The 17,991-nt window shown below is 57.0% G+C and carries 27 protein-coding genes and 1 pseudogene; 21 read left to right on the top strand and 7 right to left on the bottom strand.

Annotated elements, in window-relative coordinates; translation table 11 throughout:
* Positions 1 to 24 precede the first annotated feature (24 nt).
* Positions 25 to 363 carry a hypothetical protein gene (locus Q1M04_RS03930; RefSeq protein WP_300346037.1) on the top strand — a complete coding sequence of 113 codons (339 nt, stop codon included), beginning with the start codon at positions 25 to 27 and terminating at the stop codon, positions 361 to 363.
* 162 nt (positions 364 to 525) lie between these two features.
* Here Q1M04_RS03930 and Q1M04_RS03925 read toward each other — a convergent pair whose 3' ends face one another.
* The 4 genes from Q1M04_RS03925 to Q1M04_RS03910 form a co-directional block, all read right to left on the bottom strand.
* Positions 526 to 1,365 (bottom strand): hypothetical protein, encoded by an 840-nt coding sequence (locus Q1M04_RS03925; protein ID WP_300346038.1) that lies wholly within the window; start codon positions 1,363 to 1,365, stop codon positions 526 to 528.
* An 88-nt stretch (positions 1,366 to 1,453) separates the two neighbouring features.
* The gene (locus Q1M04_RS03920) at positions 1,454 to 2,005 is read right to left on the bottom strand and encodes a hypothetical protein (protein WP_300346040.1); all 552 of its coding nucleotides are present in this window, start codon (positions 2,003 to 2,005) and stop codon (positions 1,454 to 1,456) included.
* A 365-nt stretch (positions 2,006 to 2,370) separates the two neighbouring features.
* Entirely contained in the window at positions 2,371 to 2,829 is a 459-nt protein-coding gene (locus tag Q1M04_RS03915) for a hypothetical protein (RefSeq protein WP_300346041.1), read from the bottom strand.
* A gap of 15 nt (positions 2,830 to 2,844) precedes the next feature.
* Positions 2,845 to 3,357 carry a hypothetical protein gene (locus tag Q1M04_RS03910; protein ID WP_300346042.1) on the bottom strand — a complete coding sequence of 171 codons (513 nt, stop codon included), beginning with the start codon at positions 3,355 to 3,357 and terminating at the stop codon, positions 2,845 to 2,847.
* A 381-nt stretch (positions 3,358 to 3,738) separates the two neighbouring features.
* Between Q1M04_RS03910 and Q1M04_RS03905 the strand changes: the two genes are divergently transcribed.
* From Q1M04_RS03905 to Q1M04_RS03820, 18 genes are all read left to right on the top strand, one after another.
* A complete protein-coding gene (locus tag Q1M04_RS03905; protein WP_300346043.1) occupies positions 3,739 to 3,984 on the top strand; it encodes a hypothetical protein in 246 nt (81 codons plus the stop codon).
* A gap of 346 nt (positions 3,985 to 4,330) precedes the next feature.
* Positions 4,331 to 4,927, top strand: a complete 597-nt coding sequence (locus Q1M04_RS03900) for a hypothetical protein (RefSeq protein WP_300346044.1) — start codon at positions 4,331 to 4,333, stop codon at positions 4,925 to 4,927.
* Positions 4,914 to 5,213 carry a hypothetical protein gene (locus Q1M04_RS03895; protein WP_300346045.1) on the top strand — a complete coding sequence of 100 codons (300 nt, stop codon included), beginning with the start codon at positions 4,914 to 4,916 and terminating at the stop codon, positions 5,211 to 5,213. The genes Q1M04_RS03900 and Q1M04_RS03895 overlap by 14 nt, the downstream gene beginning before the upstream one ends.
* 5 nt (positions 5,214 to 5,218) lie before the next feature.
* The gene (locus tag Q1M04_RS03890; RefSeq protein ID WP_300346046.1) at positions 5,219 to 5,440 is read left to right on the top strand and encodes a hypothetical protein; all 222 of its coding nucleotides are present in this window, start codon (positions 5,219 to 5,221) and stop codon (positions 5,438 to 5,440) included.
* A complete protein-coding gene (locus Q1M04_RS03885) occupies positions 5,437 to 5,634 on the top strand; it encodes a hypothetical protein (RefSeq protein ID WP_300346047.1) in 198 nt (65 codons plus the stop codon). Before Q1M04_RS03890 ends, Q1M04_RS03885 begins: the two co-directional genes overlap by 4 nt.
* A 71-nt stretch (positions 5,635 to 5,705) precedes the next feature.
* The gene (locus Q1M04_RS03880; protein ID WP_300446598.1) at positions 5,706 to 6,278 is read left to right on the top strand and encodes a DUF4241 domain-containing protein; all 573 of its coding nucleotides are present in this window, start codon (positions 5,706 to 5,708) and stop codon (positions 6,276 to 6,278) included.
* A gap of 85 nt (positions 6,279 to 6,363) precedes the next feature.
* Positions 6,364 to 6,627: a hypothetical protein gene (locus Q1M04_RS03875; RefSeq protein WP_300346049.1), complete on the top strand. Its 264-nt coding sequence runs from the start codon at positions 6,364 to 6,366 to the stop codon at positions 6,625 to 6,627.
* Positions 6,628 to 6,861: 234 nt separating this feature from the next.
* On the top strand, positions 6,862 to 7,299 hold the full coding sequence (locus Q1M04_RS03870) for a DUF6809 family protein (protein ID WP_300346050.1): 438 nt from the start codon (positions 6,862 to 6,864) through the stop codon (positions 7,297 to 7,299).
* Positions 7,289 to 7,870: a hypothetical protein gene (locus Q1M04_RS03865; RefSeq protein ID WP_300346051.1), complete on the top strand. Its 582-nt coding sequence runs from the start codon at positions 7,289 to 7,291 to the stop codon at positions 7,868 to 7,870. The genes Q1M04_RS03870 and Q1M04_RS03865 overlap by 11 nt, the downstream gene beginning before the upstream one ends.
* Positions 7,871 to 7,929: 59 nt before the next feature.
* Positions 7,930 to 8,694, top strand: coding sequence for an N-6 DNA methylase (locus Q1M04_RS03860; protein WP_300346052.1), 765 nt, complete (start codon positions 7,930 to 7,932; stop codon positions 8,692 to 8,694).
* A complete protein-coding gene (locus Q1M04_RS03855; protein ID WP_300346053.1) occupies positions 8,691 to 9,044 on the top strand; it encodes a hypothetical protein in 354 nt (117 codons plus the stop codon). The genes Q1M04_RS03860 and Q1M04_RS03855 overlap by 4 nt, the downstream gene beginning before the upstream one ends.
* 1 nt (position 9,045) lies before the next feature.
* A complete protein-coding gene (locus Q1M04_RS03850; protein WP_300346054.1) occupies positions 9,046 to 10,050 on the top strand; it encodes a hypothetical protein in 1,005 nt (334 codons plus the stop codon).
* Positions 10,010 to 10,432: a hypothetical protein gene (locus Q1M04_RS03845; RefSeq protein WP_325303355.1), complete on the top strand. Its 423-nt coding sequence runs from the start codon at positions 10,010 to 10,012 to the stop codon at positions 10,430 to 10,432. Before Q1M04_RS03850 ends, Q1M04_RS03845 begins: the two co-directional genes overlap by 41 nt.
* 273 nt (positions 10,433 to 10,705) lie before the next feature.
* The gene (locus Q1M04_RS03840; RefSeq protein WP_300346057.1) at positions 10,706 to 11,620 is read left to right on the top strand and encodes an AAA family ATPase; all 915 of its coding nucleotides are present in this window, start codon (positions 10,706 to 10,708) and stop codon (positions 11,618 to 11,620) included.
* Complete coding sequence (locus Q1M04_RS03835) at positions 11,617 to 13,344, top strand: hypothetical protein (RefSeq protein ID WP_300346059.1); 1,728 nt, start codon at positions 11,617 to 11,619, stop codon at positions 13,342 to 13,344. Before Q1M04_RS03840 ends, Q1M04_RS03835 begins: the two co-directional genes overlap by 4 nt.
* Positions 13,345 to 13,369: 25 nt before the next feature.
* Positions 13,370 to 13,645 (top strand): hypothetical protein, encoded by a 276-nt coding sequence (locus tag Q1M04_RS03830; RefSeq protein WP_300346061.1) that lies wholly within the window; start codon positions 13,370 to 13,372, stop codon positions 13,643 to 13,645.
* 294 nt (positions 13,646 to 13,939) lie between these two features.
* Positions 13,940 to 15,424 carry a carbon starvation protein A gene (locus Q1M04_RS03825; RefSeq protein ID WP_300346062.1) on the top strand — a complete coding sequence of 495 codons (1,485 nt, stop codon included), beginning with the start codon at positions 13,940 to 13,942 and terminating at the stop codon, positions 15,422 to 15,424.
* Positions 15,425 to 15,526: 102 nt separating this feature from the next.
* A complete protein-coding gene (locus Q1M04_RS03820; RefSeq protein ID WP_366140789.1) occupies positions 15,527 to 16,528 on the top strand; it encodes an ATPase P in 1,002 nt (333 codons plus the stop codon).
* A 40-nt stretch (positions 16,529 to 16,568) separates the two neighbouring features.
* On the opposite strand, the gene Q1M04_RS03815 is transcribed toward Q1M04_RS03820, so the two are convergent.
* The 3 genes and pseudogenes from Q1M04_RS03815 to Q1M04_RS03805 all read right to left on the bottom strand — a co-directional run.
* Positions 16,569 to 16,865, bottom strand: coding sequence for a DUF4314 domain-containing protein (locus tag Q1M04_RS03815; RefSeq protein ID WP_300346064.1), 297 nt, complete (start codon positions 16,863 to 16,865; stop codon positions 16,569 to 16,571).
* Positions 16,862 to 17,074 (bottom strand): hypothetical protein, encoded by a 213-nt coding sequence (locus Q1M04_RS03810; RefSeq protein WP_300346065.1) that lies wholly within the window; start codon positions 17,072 to 17,074, stop codon positions 16,862 to 16,864. Before Q1M04_RS03810 ends, Q1M04_RS03815 begins: the two co-directional genes overlap by 4 nt.
* Before the next feature lie 112 nt (positions 17,075 to 17,186).
* Positions 17,187 to 17,387: pseudogene (locus Q1M04_RS03805) on the bottom strand (single-stranded DNA-binding protein); the annotation flags it as partial.
* Between the two features lie 62 nt (positions 17,388 to 17,449).
* On the opposite strand from Q1M04_RS03805, the gene Q1M04_RS03800 reads away from it, so the two are divergent.
* Both Q1M04_RS03800 and Q1M04_RS03795 read left to right on the top strand, forming a co-directional pair.
* Positions 17,450 to 17,611 carry a hypothetical protein gene (locus Q1M04_RS03800; RefSeq protein WP_300346066.1) on the top strand — a complete coding sequence of 54 codons (162 nt, stop codon included), beginning with the start codon at positions 17,450 to 17,452 and terminating at the stop codon, positions 17,609 to 17,611.
* Positions 17,612 to 17,650: 39 nt separating this feature from the next.
* The gene (locus Q1M04_RS03795; RefSeq protein ID WP_300346068.1) at positions 17,651 to 17,950 is read left to right on the top strand and encodes a hypothetical protein; all 300 of its coding nucleotides are present in this window, start codon (positions 17,651 to 17,653) and stop codon (positions 17,948 to 17,950) included.
* Positions 17,951 to 17,991: the final 41 nt, after the last annotated feature.

The raw sequence follows: 17,991 nt of genomic DNA, 5'->3' as shown, positions 1-17,991 counted from the left end.
AATGGCGGATTGGCAGGGACTGATATGAAGCCTGAACGGAACACACTGGCGCAGGAAATGAAACTTATCCTTGCCCGGCTGCAGGAACTTGAGAAAATGGACTTTCCTCAGTACCGCTCTTGCCGGCGGGCGGAGGGCACGGAAGTGGACCGTGAACCCGTCCCAGAGTATCTGGAACAGGAGGAGCTGATCCGCAGGTGGCGGGAACTTCGAGAAATTGAGCAATATTTTCATAGGGAGCACAATCAACTGCTGATCAGTCTGCGCTTGTGGCGTTTAAGCCGCAATTTTGATGACCCGATTGATGATTCCCTGCAGCATCGTATAGCCATATCAGTATTTCGAAACGCAGGGATAGCATAAAGAAAGCGGGGGTGAAGTTTGCGCTTCACCCCCGCTTTTACTTTTTAAGACATCTTTAGCAAACTAAAACAAATCGCTAATTCCCTTATTTGAGATATTATACGCAAAAAGTTATGTCGTTTGCGGGTGCATCGCACGTATTTTCTTGTTTGCAATTCCGCTTTAGAACTCGTTCCAAACCCGCCGGCCGCAATACTCGAAACACTCCGCGTCGCAGCAGTCCTCCGGCGTCAGGTCGGTGATCCGTTTCCGGCTCCGGGACATGAACAGCCTGGACTTCATTGGCGGCATGGGGGTTTTGTCCCGAAGCAGCTCGTCAACTCCAACGATGGCGGCGTAGGTTTCCGGGTCGTTCTGCTGGACATACCGATAGAAATAGTTCCTGTGGAACGGACAGAACGCGCAGGCGCTGGCCTTGGTATCCAGTCCCCACTTCTCCAGTGTGTATTTGTAGGTATCCGCCCGGGTCTTGCCCATCGCTACCAGCGGAAACTTATTGACGAACATGCGGTTTGGATTGTCTTTACAGCGGTGTTTTTCCTCCGCTCCGAAACCCATATGCAGCTCATGGGCCTTGACATCCTCCGGCCGCAGGTGCTGGCCCTTTCGGTAGCGCAGCAGGTTCCACCGAACGAACTTGGAGATGGCCTCCACCTTATAATCTATGGTGCAGTTCTGCGGCAGTTTAGCCTTGTGCCCATCCTCCGCCAGCGTCCACCAGGGGATACTGACCGTACGGCGATTTCCGAAGTTCTTCATAAAGTCCTGGTACAGCGGCGTATCCAGGACAAAGAACGGTATTCCGGCCTTTTGACAGGCCCGGCGGGCAAAGTTCACCTGCTCCAATACCCAGGGCGGCTCCAGACCGAGATTGCAGAAGATCGAAGCGTCATAGATCGGAACTTCGGGGTAGAGATCGGGCATTTCTTTTATGGATTTTTCGCAGGACATCAGCAGCAGGGCCGTTGAGAGCATCCCGGCGCCGAAGGATAATATCTTCATGCGCGGATCTCCTTTCCATGTAAAATCGGATGAAACCAGCGGACTGACTTATCAGCTCGCTGGTTCCATTTTTGTGTTCTCCTGTTAATCAGCACTTTTTATTGTAGCTGTCGTAGTAGTAAGGCTCATCCACTTCGGCACGGTAAGCGCCGATGCACAGCTGATGCCCCAGGGGCTTCTCAGGGTTGTGCTCCGCGAAGCAGATCAGTTCACGCTCGCCGCCGGCGCTGAGCAAGTAGATATTGATCCCGGGATAGTCCGTATCGTCGTGGGCGCTGGCCTGCAGCGTGGTTCCATCGGGAAGGGCTATCTCGCAAACTCTCGGAGCCGAAACGGCAGGGGTACCTATTTCCCTCATAGCGCCGGAAACGTCCCGAGAGAATTCCTCCTCCGTTTTGCCATGAATGCCGAGCAGCCTGCGGACTTGCACCTGATATGCGGCGCCGATATCCTTCGGCCATTCTCCGGCGCAGGCGATGTAAGAAACCATTCGCTCATAGGGTTCGGCATCTGCCGCGAGGCAGGCCTTGCAGCAGGAAAAGATCATGGGCCCAATGGATGACATGCGGGCCACCACGTCCGTTTCCTTTCCGCAGACTTCACATTTTCCGTGTTGTGCGCATTTATCAAAGTCAAACATTTTTCTGACGTTCCTTTCCTAAACCGCGGCATCGTATTGAGGACGGTCCAGAACGCGGACCATCCCCGCCGCTTTGGATAACCTAGGCCAATCTCTCGGTGGTCCCAGCCCTTTTTTTCGCTTTGAACGTTTTGCAGCGTCCATTTGGCATGAAAACAGCGTATCCTTTTCCCATGCCGGGAGAATAGTCCCGATCACCCCCCTGGAAGCAGTAGCCGTAAATGACTGCCCCGTCAGAGCGCTCAAACGGTTCCTTCAGTTCCGCAAAGAAGCGGCATTGGACACAGTTGTTTTCATCTGTCGGTTCCGGGGGAAGAAGGGATATCTGCTCATATTGATTTGCCACGATTCACCTCACACTCCCATCAAACGCAGTAGTCCTCAACCACAGCCCGGAACATGCAGTAATCTGTGCGGAGGAGCGCCATTTCCCTCAAGACCGCCTCTCGGCTCTGCAGGCGCTGGAAATTGATACAGCGTTTGCTGTAGCTACGGCCCTCTCCTTTTTCACGGAAATACCAAAATCCGCTCTTGGTCCGATACACCCTCCGGCGACGCCGTTCACCCGGCAGCGTCAGGAACAAAGTGAGGCCCCCAACACAGCTTTGCGCGTGAACAAGAGGAACTGCCTCCGCATACAGCTCCCGCTGGCTTTTGTCAACAAAGCCCTTTTTGTCCGGGAGGCCGGGGCACCGGCCCGACGTGAAGGTAACGTCACGCCGGTCTCGTTGGTATTTGCCGCAGCTTGGGCAGGTGGAAGCGATATCGCATTTTTCACATTCGATTCTGCCGTGCAGTGGTGGGAAATAACGCTGTCCGGCCATAAGAGATTCCTCCTTTTACAATTTGGATTCCTGCTCCAGGAGCTGCTGCCAGCAGTCCTTGCGGGCCTGAAAGGCTTTGACCAGCTCCTCAGCGGAGGCGGACACGGTGGGCGGCTCCGCTGTTTCGGAGAAGGCCCCTTTATGGAGCTCAAACCAGGGATGGTCGTCTTCCATGCTGTAGGAATCAAAGCGGATTTCCGGCAGCCGGACCAGATGCGGGATGAAATACTCCCCTTCGTCGAGGCAGTCCAGGATCATTCGCTGCTGTTCTCCGCTCATGCTGCCGCTCACAATGGCCATGTTCGGCTTCTTGTAGTTGGAGGCGTCGCGATAGAGGTAGTCAATTCGGGTGTTTTGCGGACACGCATCCGAGATATCGGCCTCCTGGAAAGAGAGCGCCAGCAATTCCTTCCGGGTAAAACCGAGATCAAGCAGGTTCTGGATCACATTATGGATATGGTGGCCTTCCCCTTCGATCATGTCATTAACCAGCAAATTCAGCAGTTCCAGGATCCTTTCTTCATTCATAGAACATCTTCCTTTCTTTTGCGGTTACACGCCGCAATTATATACAAAAACAGCGCCCCTTTCAGGACGCTGTTGATGCCCGAAGGCTGCGAAAACAAAAAAGCCATTTGCATTTCTGCAAATGGCTCTTCGAAACACGGATAAACAACGCCGCTCTCTATGAGTGGCACTGATACTGTATGCAGGTATTATAGCAAAACCGTGCCCTTTCGTCAACCTTTGAAGTAAACCTTTCAAAAACGGTTTCGCATTTGTCAAGTCCCAACATGCTCTGATTATCTCAAAAAATCCGTCCTTTTTCTACATTCCCGCTATTGCTCTTCCACAAGCCGCCAGCTACAATATTTATAAACCGCTAAAAAATAGGAAGGGTGTTTTGAGATGGGATTGACGCGCGATCCTCTTTGGGACGAGCGTGGTGAGCTGCGGAGAAACTGCACCGTTCGGGAGGCGCTGGACTGGCTGACGGGCTGCGGCTGCCATACGGCTGGGGAGGACGTCTGCATCAACGGGCTCTCTTACAAAATCGGGCAGATACTCTATGGCCCGAACCGCCCTGAAATCGCGGATAGGACGATATTGCGTATTTATGACGGGTATTACCGGCAGCTGAACTTTCGTGTATAGGCTGAGGCCTTCTTTTTTTGAGGCATTATGTGCCGCGCCCGCGAGAAATTACCCTCTTGCGTTTTCTTCTGGAATTCGCTATAATTCAAATAACAGTATCAGCGGCTTCCGCCAGAAGCCATTGTCACCGTGTTACAGAGCGTCCATGGGCCCTGCGGCCTTTGGGCGCTTTTTTCTTGTCCAGCAGGGCACCGCAGATCACCATGGTTCTTCAGCCACAAAGCGTACAGACACTTTGAGTCTGTGCGCTTTTTATTATATAGATGCACAGAAATTCTATTGATCGGGAGGTGGTTTTTTGTAGGCCAGACCTTTATCAGGTACTATTTTCAAAATGAGGAGGCAAATGAGCAACATGACACTGGCAGAACTGACAACGGCATATGAGCGCCGCCAGATCATCGACTACACATCGAACGGCATCTCGACACAATGCAGACGGCATGAGATGCAGCAAGTGAGCGGGCCCCTGTACAAAGGACGGGAAACGGTCAAAAAGGGCTCTGAACCGCAATTCAACTTGTTCCTGGTGTTTGCCGGGATTGAAAAGGGGCTGGTGTATAATCGAGGCATGAAACATCCGGAGTGGTATCAGGTTGAAGACTGTATGGAGACGCTTCAGCAGATTGGTTATGATACACTGGAGCATTTCCTGGTAGCGCAGGAAGAAGCCATTCAACATGACCGACATATAGGTAATGCCGTGATTGATTTCATCCGCCAGTTCGATCCGCCGCGGGCGGACCGCTATGCGCAGTACCCGCTTGGACCGGTATGCCCGCAGAGCGGAGGAGTCCCGGCAGAGGCTGCAGAAGGAAAAAGCAGAAGAGGAGGCGGAAAAAGCCAGGCAAACAGCCGAACAGGCGGCAAGACGGGCAATGCTTCTTGGCTGGGCCGATGGAATGAGCAGCTTCCAGTTTGGGCGGGTCATGAAGGTTCTTGAAAAGAAAATCCGTATTGAGGGGACTGTCATGCCGTGGCATCAGTTTGCTCGGTGGGCGATTCAAAATGGATGGCTTCCGTATAAGAAAGAGAATGCCACTACCAGGTATGAGAAGAATTCCAAGAAGAGCCGCACGGAATACCGGCTCCAAAAAGGTGGTCTCTATTATAAGGTTTCAAAAACGGTCTTCGACTTTGCCAGTTATCTTGCCGGCAAGGATCCTTGTTGTTTTTCTTTAGCTGAAGAGGAACGGCCCGCTGCGGAGCCGCCGGATCACAGGAGGTGAACATCGTGATTTGGAAAATCCCTGTCATATGGGAGATGTGCGGCTGCATCCAGGTTGAAGCCGATACGCTGGAGACTGCGATGAAAGCGGCGGAGGACCCAGAAGGAAATATTCCCCTGCCCGCAGACGGAAGTTACGTTGACGGCAGCTGGACGCTTTCCAGCACAGACCCAGGGTATGTGCGGCTGTTTCAGGACGCGCAAACGCAGAAGGAGGACTGCAAATGAAATATTGCATCACCATGGAACGCACACTGTCCCTGGCCATCCATTTTGACGCCAATAGTGATGACGAAGCGTATGTCAAAGCGGAAGGAATCGCCCAAAAAACCACGGCGTCCGAATTCGAGGAGGGGAGCGAGCAGCGTGACTACTCCCTCTGCGACGCGGATGCCGGCCGGACGTTGGTGAACTGGCGTTGAAGGCGTCTCACATCCCGGGCGGCGGATTATGTAAACTGCCGGCCGCCTTAATCTGAAGAGGAGGAATTAAATTGAGACGAGCATATCACAAGCTGGGGGCCTTTGAAATGACCAGCAATCTGATGCGGGTCAGCGACCCTTGCTATAACAAGGAAGTATGGTGCAGCGGCGCCATTCCAGGCTGCATGAAGGGCAAGTGGGAGACTGCGGTGGTCTATAAGGATGAGGGGGTATTTGGCATCAGGGTCTCCATGCTCGCGGCAAGGCACGCCCCTACTGTACGCTCCTTCACCCCATGCGGAAAAGTGTGGACAGACGAAAAGCATATTCATTATTCTTCCGGCTGGGAAATCTGTGATTTTGAAGTGGGAGTGGACTCCGGCCAGGCGGGCCTGTTCGATGATGCGCATTATCAGGACTCCCATGTGTTTGACGGTGCGCCTAAAGCGAAGCGCGACTTCAAAGATGTCTGGTATAACCATTGCTGCGATCTGACCCTTGGGCCGAAGCAGGCTGGGATTATCCCATTTGGCGTGGTTTCGTCCTCCGGTTACGGCGACGGCGGATACACGGCGCTCTGCCACAGGAATTCCGCCAAGCAGGTGGACTGTGTTGTGTTCGTGTTCCTTGCGGATACAGAATAATGCATATCCCTAATCCCCTACACGAAGCTGATCGCATGCAGAGGATTACCAAAGTCACTGAAACATAGCATTGGAGGACAACCATATGCGCCGCTATACTGAAAACGAGATATGTGAAACCGTATTTCATCTCGCCCGGTACGCTGAATGCCTGGAAATTGACAAGACGATCACGGTGCCTGATGAGCGGGAGCTTTTCTGGATGATCCTTGAATGGGCGAGAGAATTTACAAGGGCCTTTGATCCATGTGGCGTGAAGGACTATATGATTGAGTTGGAGAACCAGGGAACGAAGTGGCTCATATCGGCATTTCCCTATATGCCGGAACCGGATGAAAGGCGGGAATAGGACTTGCTATTTCCAATTGCCTGCGCTATAATACCATCATACAGTATCCGTAATTGCCGCACAGGCAGTTTCCGTAACCGAGTTGCAAAGCGTCCAAAGGTTGTCATGACCTTTGGACGCTTTTTTGTTTCCCCGCACGAATGTGCAGAAGGCGCGAGAGCAGCCAGCTCCCGCGCCTTTTTATATATACCGCGACGGCAAACCGCCAAATTTATTCTTGAGGAGTTGATACAAATGGCATTTACCTTTCATCAAGCCGGCATGGAAAAGCAGCTGCTGTCCCAGTTATCCCCGCCACTGGCGCAGGCGCTGGAGCAGATTGCCCAGTCTCTGCCCGCGGACTTCGACCGCCAGGCCTCCGGCATCCCAGCCTTCTTTCACAACTTCATGGATGGATTTTGGACGCCCTTTGAGGAAGTCTGCCAATCCGACACCGAGGGGTTGAGGAAAGCCGATCAGACAATCCGTGCCTTGGAGCATTCGTTGGTACAGAGTCTGACCGAGAAGCAGCGCAAACGTTTAGACCAGTTCTGTGACGCTCTGAACGCCCGCAATACCGAGGAACTGGAGTGTGCGTTTTTGGTGGGATACCAAACGGCTGTCCGGCTCACACTGATGGGCCTCTTCCCCCTGAACACGCTGTTCCAGCGGGAAACGCCGCATGAAGGATAGGCGGGCCGCCTCCGAGTACCGGCAAAAGCGCCATTCCTGCGCAGACAAGGTCGACCGTGTCGAAGACTTGGATTTGGACGCCATTTCACGAGAGGACCTGATCTGGCAACATGGGACCGGAGTAAGCGTTTCCCATGGTACCGGACGGGCGAAAACCTATACCTATCGTTCTGGCGTGCAGACGAAAGCAGGCAACCTGGAGCTTTCTGTGTGGACCGCCGCCGCTCGGTATGTGGTCAAACGCGACGGGCTGGAGGCGGAGGCCGGGCATCTTCGGGAATTCTTTACTCAGCATGGATACCGAATTGGACGGACATCGGGAGCCAGGGAAAGGGAAGTCCTCTGTTGCTGTATATCCGGACTTTACCAGAACCCTCAATGGGTAGGCTTTGTTCCCTATAACCAAAGATATCACCCGGAGGCGTTGAAAAAAGCGCATCTCGTGCGCATGATCTCAGTGTGCTGCCAGACGCCCGGCTTCGTTACGGAGGAACAAATCGCCGGGAGCTGCGACGGGAAGGTTGCCTGCCCGGTCTGCGGCTGCTTTTCAAATTACAAACGGCTGTCATAAAGGCAGCCGGCCAGGAAGCAAGGCGCTTGCTTCCTGGCATTTCTTTAGGAGGGTTCCTATTGACGCATGAAGATTTGTTGAACGTGGCTGAGATCACCTCCGGACGGATCAGCCGCAGTACGGTGTTTGCCGACTTTTTGGCCATATCCGCCTATACCATCAGCAACAGCTTTGATCCTGTACATCGCGAGCAGCGGCAAGCGGCTTTAGCGGCGGTGTTCCGTAATTACCGCCCTGAAGAACGCCGTCAGTTCATCAAAGCATTCCTGGAGCTGAAGAGGCAGATACAGCTCAATGTGGACTATCACCGGTATCGGGATTTGCTGGGCGAGGTATTTATGGAAATAGGTCCGCGGAGAAAAGGCCAAGATTTTACACCCCCGTCTATTGCAAAACTGGTAGCCCGAATTTCCAATGCAGGTTCCCGCGCACTGCCGGAGAAAGGGTATTTCGTTGTGAATGAATCTGCCTGTGGTTCCGGGGCTATTATGCTTTCCGCAGCTGATGAAATAGACGCTGCGGGTTTGAACCCATCTTATCAGATGGTGGCTCAAATGGAAGACCTGGATCCCCGATGTGTGCATATGGCCTATATCCAAATGTCCCTTTATGGAATCCCGGCAGTAATCATTCGGGGGGATGTGCTCGCATTGGAGGAATTTGACCGCTGGTATACGCCTGCCTATATCCTGTTCGACTGGGTTTGGAGGGAACCCATGCCTTTTCGGCCCGGGAGGAACCGGGACGACGAACTTTTAAAAATGTCGGTTGACCCAATTTACAGAGCCATCCGCCTGATGGGGAAGGAGAATCACGGCAAATGAGTACATATACCCAAGAAAAAGCATCTGCAAGCGAGGCCAATCCATATCACATCCATCCCCTTGCAGATAAAGTTCCCCGTACCGCTCTGCGCGGTCTTGCGGACAAGCTCGCCAAAACAGCGCACATCCCGATGATCCTGGGGCTGGACGGCGACTGCGATTTTACACGCGAAATCACGGACTTTTACCCATACGAATGCGGCAGGGAGGAATTGCTGGCCCTAATCGAAAAGGACCCCAGCCAGGAACTGCTATCCGTAAAAGGGATGTCCGGGTTCGTGGTGCTCTGCCGCCGTCACGCCGTCTGCCTGCCGGCGCTTCTCTGGCAAAAGCGTGAAAAGGGGGCCTGAGATGGGGCAGAAATTCTATATGGAGGTCCGGGGCAGCATGACCCGGTTTGAGCCGCTGACAGAAGCCGCATTGACCCGCCTGGAAACAGACGGCTTGACCTTTGGGGAGCTGGCAGGGATGCTGGATGCCCGCGGTCTTTCTATGGACTGCGTTGTGCATGACCCGGGGCGGAGCTTTGCCGGCATATTCTACGCCGGCTATGAAGAGGGCTTTTATATCCCTCTCTACCCCAGCAGAAGGTATCTCAAAGATTGCCTGGAACCTGTCATATTGGAAAACCGGCGTCGGGATGCGGCGGAATTGCTGGCGCGAAAGGCATGGTCCGAATATTACCGCCTTCATGTGCCGGTACCAATGCTGATTTATGATTTCCAGAGAAGATACCAGGATATCCCGTCTGCGGAGGTCTTTTCGGTCTGGCACGGTATCTATAAGCGGATTGATTATTCCAATGGGATGTGGAGTCCGGACATTCTGGAGTATGTCTTCTCCCATGCACCTCCGCCCTCGCTGCCCCCAGCGGATGCAGACGGCAGAGCAACGCTGTACCGCGGTATGGGGGCATTGTCCCAGCCGCCGGAGCAAGCAATTTCCTGGTCAACTCATCCCGGGAACGCGCTTTGGTTCGCCATACACAGCGGCGCCGGGACCCAGCTTGCCATCGCAAGGGTGCGGTCGGAGGATATCGTATTCTATGACGCGGGTTTTCGCGCGGAAAACGAGGTGATTTTGCGGCCTGGGACTGACATGGAGCTATCCTATGCGGATATGATCCCCGTCGAAAAGGAGCAGGTTGTCCCTCTGTTTGCCTCTGCGCTTGAGGATTTTCAACGGTATGGGCCGCTCGTAAAATCCCTGGGCTATCCGGCGGAGGGATTTTTCCGAATCCACGGCGCAACGCATATCCTGCGGGTGCTGTGCCTCTCTCTGCTCTATTTTTACATCCGGCGATACACTCTCGGAGGTGGACAAGCAGGTTCTCGTTTATTTCAGTCTGCTCCATGACATTGGGCGGGCCGGGGAAAACGAGGAGCCATCTCACGGCGAGCAATCGGTCAAGCAGATTCGGCAGCGGGGTATCCGGTTGAAGGGCATTCAGCTTAGCAGGAAAGACTACCGCATCGCGGAGCTGCTGATTCAATACCACTGCTGGGACGATCAGCAGGGGATCGAGGCCATCCAAACCGCGCCTTGGCTGACGCGCAAGGATAAGGAACGGGTCCGAAGGCTCTACATGATCTGCAAAGACATGGACGGGCTGGACCGGGTGCGCTTTAACGGCCTGGATTACCGGATGCTGCGGACGGAATACGCCCGGCGGCTGCCATTGGTCGCGGGCTGTCTGCTCCAAGAACCGATCCAGGAGCTTTTTAATCTGGACAATTGAATTCATAACCCCAAACGGAAGAAGCACCTGGAGGAAATTCCTCCAGGTGCTTCTTCCACGCTATTGAACTCACAATTTCTCTCCCTTTCTTTCCCTATTATGAAAAAGGCTGGGAGCTGATTTCGCTGGCGATTCCCAGCAAATTGAGGTTTGCCGCTTAAATTACGACATCTGCTCTAAATTGATAAAGCCGCGCATTGACAAGCCGGGGCCATAGGACTATATTTGTTTCGAAAATACCCGGCGTCTGTCCGGGACAGGGGAGTGGCCGCGATGCTGGCGTTTTTAGAGGAAGAGGGAATCCATCCCGCGCTGCTGCGGGACATCCAGGCGTTCCGGGACCGTCACCCGCTGGCGGAGGAGCTTCGGGACAGGGTCCCCGCGCCGAAGTTCCATTATTATGGCAGGGAGGTCTGGGAGAACGCCGCCGCCGCGCTGCTGCGGGGGAAGAACCTGCTACTCACCGGCGGCAAGGCCACGGGGAAAAACGTCCTCTCGGAGAACCTGGCCATGGCGTTCGGCCGCCCCGCCTGGAACGTGTCCTTCCACGTCAGCGTGGACGCCGCCGCCCTCATCGGCATGGACACCTTCGCGGACGGGCGGGTGGTCTTCCGGCCCGGCCCCATCTGCCAGTGCGCGAAATTCGGGGGCTTCGGCATTCTGGACGAGATCAACATGGCCCGGAACGAGGCCCTGGCGGTGCTCCACTCCGCCCTGGATTTTCGCCGCTGCCTGGACGTGTCCGGCTATGACCGCCTCCCCATGGAGGACGGCACCCGCTTCATCGCCACCATGAACTACGGCTACGCCGGGACCCGGGAGCTGAACGAGGCCCTGGCCTCCCGGTTCGTGGTGCTGCAAATGCCCGCCATCAGCCCGGAAAACCTGGACCGGCTGCTCTCCCGGCATTTCCCCGCCCTGCGGAAGAAGCCCCGGCAGCAGCTCTGCCAGCTCTTCTTCGAGCTTCAGGCCAAGTGCGAGGCCGGCGAGATTTCCACCAAGGCCCTGGACCTCCGGGGCCTTTTGGACGCGCTGGAGCTGATGGAGGCGGGGATCCCCGCTGGGGCGGCTCTGGATATGGGCGTCACCCGCAAGACCTTCGACCGCTACGAGCAGGACCTGATCCGGGACGTGATGGCGGCGCGGATCTCCCCCAAGCTCACCCGGGACCAGCTCTTTGACCGATGAGCGGTCCCTACAGCGCCCAGCAGCGGCGGGCTCTCAATCAGGTCTGGAACGCCGCCGGGGTCTATGGCTTTTCGCCCCTGTTCCTCTCTCTGGACGCAGCGGGCAGGCCGGATTTGTACTTAAATACCATCGTGGGCTGCGTCCGCAAGTGGTATGGCGAGGAGGAACCGGCGGCGCTGTTTCAGTCCTGGGCGGGGGACCGCCGCCAGGCGCTGCTGGACGATTTGGCCTGGCTGGTCCTGGAGAGCGCCGCCTACGCCCGGGAGCTGCCCGCCCGTCCTTTGCTGGCGGAGCTGCGGCGGGTCCACGCGGAGGCCTTTTTTGATCAGGAACAGACCCTCTCCCGGCAGGAGTGGATGGCGAAGAACCAGCTCAGCTATACCATGCAGGCCGCCCGCTGGAGGGCGGTGCTGGGGCGGCGCCCCCCGGTGATGACGCCCTATGAAAAGCGTCTCTCCGCCGCTCTGGACCTGGGTGGTTCGGAGAACCCGTTCCCGGCGATTTTGGAGACCTTTTCCCGGTTTCACCTGTTCACCGGAAAGACAAAGCCGCCCCCCGCTCTGCGTCTGCGCCTCACCGGGCGGCTGGCGGGGATGATGACCCGGCTGATGCCCACGGAGATCGTCCACACGGACGTGGTAGACCTGGGCCGGGCCTCCGGAGCGGGAGAGGGCGGCGGTCCGGCGGCGGACCCCCGCCGGGCGGTTCTCCGCCTGAAAGAGGACGCCGCCGACCGGCAGTATATCGAGAGCTGCTTCGGTCCCTCGCTTCTCCCGGACCGGGAACTGGGGCTGGCCGAACAAGCCCTGTGCTCAGGAATCCACCTGGGCTGCCGCCTGTGGTATACCGCCGGGGTTCCCCGTCCGGAGCGGACGAAGAACCAGGAGGCCCGCCGCATGGCGGAACAGGCACTGCTCCAGGCGGAGCGGAATAGAGCGGCCTTCTCGGCGGACGCGGCGCTGTACCAAAACGCCATTTTGCGGCTGACAGAGCGGATTCAAAACTGTCTTCATGTCCACGGCCAAGTCGAGACGGAGACCGCCCGCCGGGGACGGCTGGACCCCTCCCGGGTCTGGCGGGCGGCGGTGCTGGGAGACCAGCGGGTTTTCCAGCGGGAGGAACCCTCCAACCGGCCGGGCTTCGCCGTGGATTTGCTGCTGGACGCCTCCGCCTCCCGGCTCCACTGTCAGGAGACCGTGGCCGCCCAGGGGTACATTCTGGCGGAGAGCCTGGCCCGGTGCGGCGTTCCGGTGCGGGTGTCCGGCTTTTGCAGCCTCCGGGGCTATACGGTCCTCCGGGTCCTCAAGGACTTTGGGGGTCGGAGCCGGGGGGTGTTCCGCTACTTTGCCTCCGGGTGGAACCGGGACGGCCTGGCCCTCCGGGCGGCGGGGGCGCTGCTGGAGGGCCCTCCGGACCGGCGGCGGGTGCTGCTGGTCCTCACCGATGCCAGCCCCAGCGACAGCCGCCGCATCCCGCCCGGCGGGGAGTACCCTCTGGGCCGGGACTATGACGGCGCTCCGGCGGTAAAGGACGCCGCCCGGGAGGTCCGGGCGCTGGAGCGCCGGGGCGTCCGAGTGGGGGCGGTGTTCATGGGGCCCGCGGCCAACGTCCCGGCGGCGGAGAGCATCTACGGAAGAAATCTGGCCCGCATCCGCTCCATGGACCAGCTGGCCGCGGCAGCGGGAACGCTGCTCCAAAACGAGATTCAGGAGCTGGAGGGTTGAGGGCGCATAATGGGAGGAATGGCAGATGGCGCTGTTTGAAAAAAGGGAAGAGGTTTTCTGCAAGCGGGACCGGGAAGGCTGGACAGCAGCGAAAGCCGCCCTGAAAGCCGCCGGGGTCCGGGGCATGAGGGCCTGGCATTTTGAAGATGAGCCCCCAGTGGGAGGCTGCGGCTGCAAACTGGACATCCGTAATTTTGGGCCGAAGGGGCGAATCGACCGGGAGATGTATGTTGTCACAGTTCCCGCAGCAGAGCTGGAGAGGGCGGCGGCAGCGCTGGCGAGCCTGGAGGCGCGGGTTTGAGCACGGCATCAGTTTGTTCGCCCTGATTTGCGCATAATCCGAAATTATATTTAAAGGTTGCAGAGAAAAATTGAACAGAATACTGATAATCATGCATTTTTTGCGGGTTTATCCGAAAAAGAGGACACCAAAAATCAATATGAAATTTTGGTGAAGTTTTAACCAACAAACTGTGAATTTCCCCCTTGCATTCTTCGAACCAAGGACTATAATAGGTTTCGGAATTGAGGTCTAATGTCGCTGGCAGTTATCTGACAGCGGTAGAAAGGACCGATCAAAAAGGGAGGAAAACATATGGTTAGTTTCTTCATCTGTCTGGCCCTGCTGATTGGCGGCTACTTTATCTACGGCAAAGTGGTCGACAACACCTTTGGGCCGGACGACCGGGAGACTCCCGCCGTCCGCATCAACGACGGAATCGACTACGTCGTCATGCCCCAGTGGAAGCTGTTTCTGGTCCAGCTGCTGAACATCGCGGGCCTGGGTCCCATTTTCGGCGCGCTGTCCGGTTCTCTGTGGGGGCCCAGCGTGTTTTTGTGGATTACCTTCGGCACCATTTTCGCCGGCGGCGTTCACGACTACTTCGCGGGCATGCTGTCCGAGCGGAATGACGGCGCGTCCGTCTCCGAGATCACGGGCATTTACCTGGGCGGCGGCATGAAAAACGTCATGCGTGTGTTCAGCGTGGTGCTGCTGATCATGGTGGGCACCGTGTTCGCCGTGGGCCCGGCGGGCCTGCTCCAGCTCCTGTGCCAGAACGCCGGCGGCATCCTGTCCAACAAGATGTTCTGGCTGGTGCTGATTCTGATTTACTACTTCATCGCCACCTTTGTGTCCGTGGACAAGGTCATCGGCAAGGTGTATCCGATCTTCGGCATCTGCCTGATTATCATGGCCTTCGGCGTAGCCATCGGAATCTTCGCCAAGGGCTATCAGGTGCCTGAGCTGTGGGACCACTTCTATAACATGCACCCCTCCGGCACCCCGATCTGGAGCTTCATGTTCATTACCGTGGCCTGCGGCGCCATCTCCGGCTTCCACGCCACCCAGTCCCCGCTGATGGCCCGCTGCATGAAGTCCGAGCGCCAGGGCCATATGGTCTTCTACGGCGCCATGATCTCCGAGGGCATCATCGCCCTGATCTGGGCTGCCGCGGGCTGTTCCATCTATGAGGGCGCGGAGCTGCTGGGCATGGGCGCCGGCGGTCCCACCGCCGTGTACGACATCTGCCAGAAGACCATGGGCTCCTTCGGCATGGTGCTGGCCATGCTGGGCGTCATCGCCTGCCCCATTACCTCCGGCGACACGGCCTTCCGTTCCGCCCGGCTGACCCTGTCGGACTGGCTGAAGATCGACCAGAAGTCCTACGCCAACCGGCTGAAGCTCTGCATCCCCGTGCTGGGCGTGGGCGCGATCCTGGGCATCGGCAACGCCCTGGGCAAGATCGACTATAATGTGATTTGGCGTTACTTCAGCTGGTCCAACCAGACCCTGGCCATGATCGTCCTCTGGGCCGCCAGCATGTACCTCTTCCAGAACAAGAAGAACTACTGGATCACCGCCATCCCCGCCACGTTCATGAGCGCGGTGTCCTGCACCTACTTCATCCTGGGCGAGGAATGCCTGGGCCAGCTCCTGAACAAGCACGAGGTCGTGGACGGCGCCCGGAAGCTGGTGGCCTACAACACCGCTCTGGCCTATCCCGTGGGCATCGTCTTCGCCGCCGCTCTGCTGTTTATTTTCCTTCGCGCTACCAAGAAGCAGTCCGTAAAGGTCTGACTCTCCCTCACTTCACCGGCTGCTTTTCGCGGGTAGATAGAACCGCCGGCCGCTGCCCTTGGACAGCGGCTGGCGGCGTTCGTAAGGAGACTTTCTATGTTCATGAAACCGATACCCCTGGGCCACGAGACCCTGGACCCCGCCGGACTGACGGCGGACCGGAAGGACTGCCGCCGGTTTGGACCCTGCGGCGCGGGGAAGCGGGCCCTCTATCTGAACAGCTTTTATCTGGACTGCCGCTATTACATTCCCTATGAGGAGGTGGAGCGGGTCTTCAAGCGGGTGGCCATGAGCGCCGGCGGCTTTTCCCACCGGGGCGTCTTCGCCTCCATTCCCTATCTGGTGGTGGAGTACGGCGGCGGGAAGCAGAAGCAGTGCAATTTCAAATACGAGGACCAGGTGGACCAGCTCCTGGAATATCTCTCCAAGCTCCGCCCCAGCATCCCCCGGGTCAGCAGGGAGGGCGAGGCGCGCCTTGCCAAACGGGAGCGGGAACGGGCCGCCAGGGTTTTGCCGGAGCTGACGGAACAGGCGGACAGGAGTGTGAGGCTCCTTCAAAAGGCGGAGGCCTATTTGGAGGAGCGCCCGGACCTGACGGGGGAACTGAGCCGGTCCGCCCGGGAGAAGCGGGCGTATCTGCGCAGCAAGCCCAGCTACCGGTATGTTGCTCTGGCGGTGACGGCGGCGGGACTGCTGGCGCTGATTTATGGCATTTACGCTCTGACACAGGGCGCGGGCACGGCGCTGTATTTCCTGCTGTTTGGTCTGGCGGCGCTGTTCATGTTCTCCGGGGCCAATGTGCTGCCTACCTCCCGGAACAACCGGAAGGCGGTGATGGGCCGGGCGGAAGCGGCCCAAGGGGCTATGGAAGCGTATCTCAAGGAGTTTCCCAAATTCCCGCTGCCGCCCCGCTACGCCCATCCGGCGGTTCTCCGAAGAATGCGCCGGGCGCTGGAGGAGGGCAGGGCGGAAAGTCCCGAAGGAGCTTTGGAAGTGGTCAAGCGGGACCTGAAGGCGCTGAACTCCAGCGTGGAGGTGGATCAGGAGGAGTACGACGAGGTCATGGCCATCAAGCCGATGTTCTTAAACGAGGATTATCAATAAGCAAAAGTCCCTGGAGGAAATTCCTCCAGGGGCTTTCATTCTATGTGACAGGGCGTTCCTTGGAGCTTCCGTGCTGAAAGCGCGTCTCTCCCATCATACTGCTCGTTTTCACTTCCAGACGCCTGATTTCATCCTCACCATAGACCATGCCCAGCCCGGAACCGCAGTCCCAATTTACGAAAACCGTGCCGATATCATCTACGCTGCTGACGGTACCGCGGTCGCCCTTTTTCAATTTGCTGTATGGGTCCGGGCCCATGCTGATAAGCTCCACTCGGCAGCCGGCCGGGAACCGCTCGCGCACGCGCCGAACCTCCTCTTTACTCGGGAGTCTCATGATCCTTTGCTCCTTTCCTCAAACTCGTACCACCGTTTCCACACGGTTTGAGCGGTGCCGGACTCAAACTCCACCAAATAATCGCTGGTCCACTCGTTCAAGTAGTGCTCATAAAAGGCGGCGAACCCTCTCTCGCAGACCAGGACGAAGTTGTCAAGCAGGCAGCCCTCTACCAGAACGCCAGTGTATTCCGCCCGATTCTGCTTCATCCATCTCGCCAAGTTGGCGCCGCTGATGCGGAATGTTGTTATTGAGCCTGTCTTTCCGCCTTTTTGCAAGTTTCTAATCTCCATTACACATTCCTTTCCGCTGCTTTACTGCTCAGAAGGGCAGTTCGCCCTCATCCTGCTCCCCGGCGGAAGTATCAGCAAATGAGGCGCCAGAGGCGGGCGGCGCGGTCCAGCCGTTCTTACTGTCGCTGGATTTGGAATCCCCAAAATAGACATTATCCGCAACAACCTGAGCACTGCGCCGTTTGTTGCCCTCCCTGTCGGTCCAGTCCTGGATTTGCAGGCGGCCTTCTTCAGCTGGTCATTCAGGAGGCCGAGGGGATTGAGTTAACGGCCTGCGATGACTTTGAAGGTGTGCCCTACCTGCTGTATCAGCCCTCATATCCCTGGAACATCCCCGATTCAGAACGCAATTTGACGGAGGATACCCTGACCGCCATATTCCAGCGCTATGTCGGAATCTTGACCGATGATGCGATTTCCGTCGATCACCAATCGGTGGAAAGCAGCGGCTGAAGGCCGCTTGGGCGAACACATAAAAATGGAGGACTTCTTATGTGCCAATCCGGCTCTATGAACCATAACGCCGCAGAGGAACGCGCTGTGGCCGAACAGCAGATGGTTCTCCTGATGGAAGCAATGCTTGAAAAGGAGATCATTCGGTTTCGGGCATACGCCTGGTGCTTTGGAATGGTGGATATGTTCGTAACGTCCGATCTCTTTGCGGAGAAGGAGTTTGTCCTGTCCGTCTATGAGGACGACTGGAACGGCGGCCCTTCGAAATGCGTGGCAGAAGAACTGGCAAAGACAGTGGCGGAGGGCAAAATCGAATTTGTCCCTTTGACCAGAGAGTAAACGAATCTCACGTCCCGTCAAGCCACTCATATAGGGCTTCT

Source organism: uncultured Oscillibacter sp. (assembly GCF_950073225.1).
GTDB lineage: Bacteria > Bacillota > Clostridia > Oscillospirales > Oscillospiraceae > Oscillibacter.
Note: the sequence above shows the minus strand (reverse complement) of the source record. Positions and strands in the feature narration are given on the sequence as shown.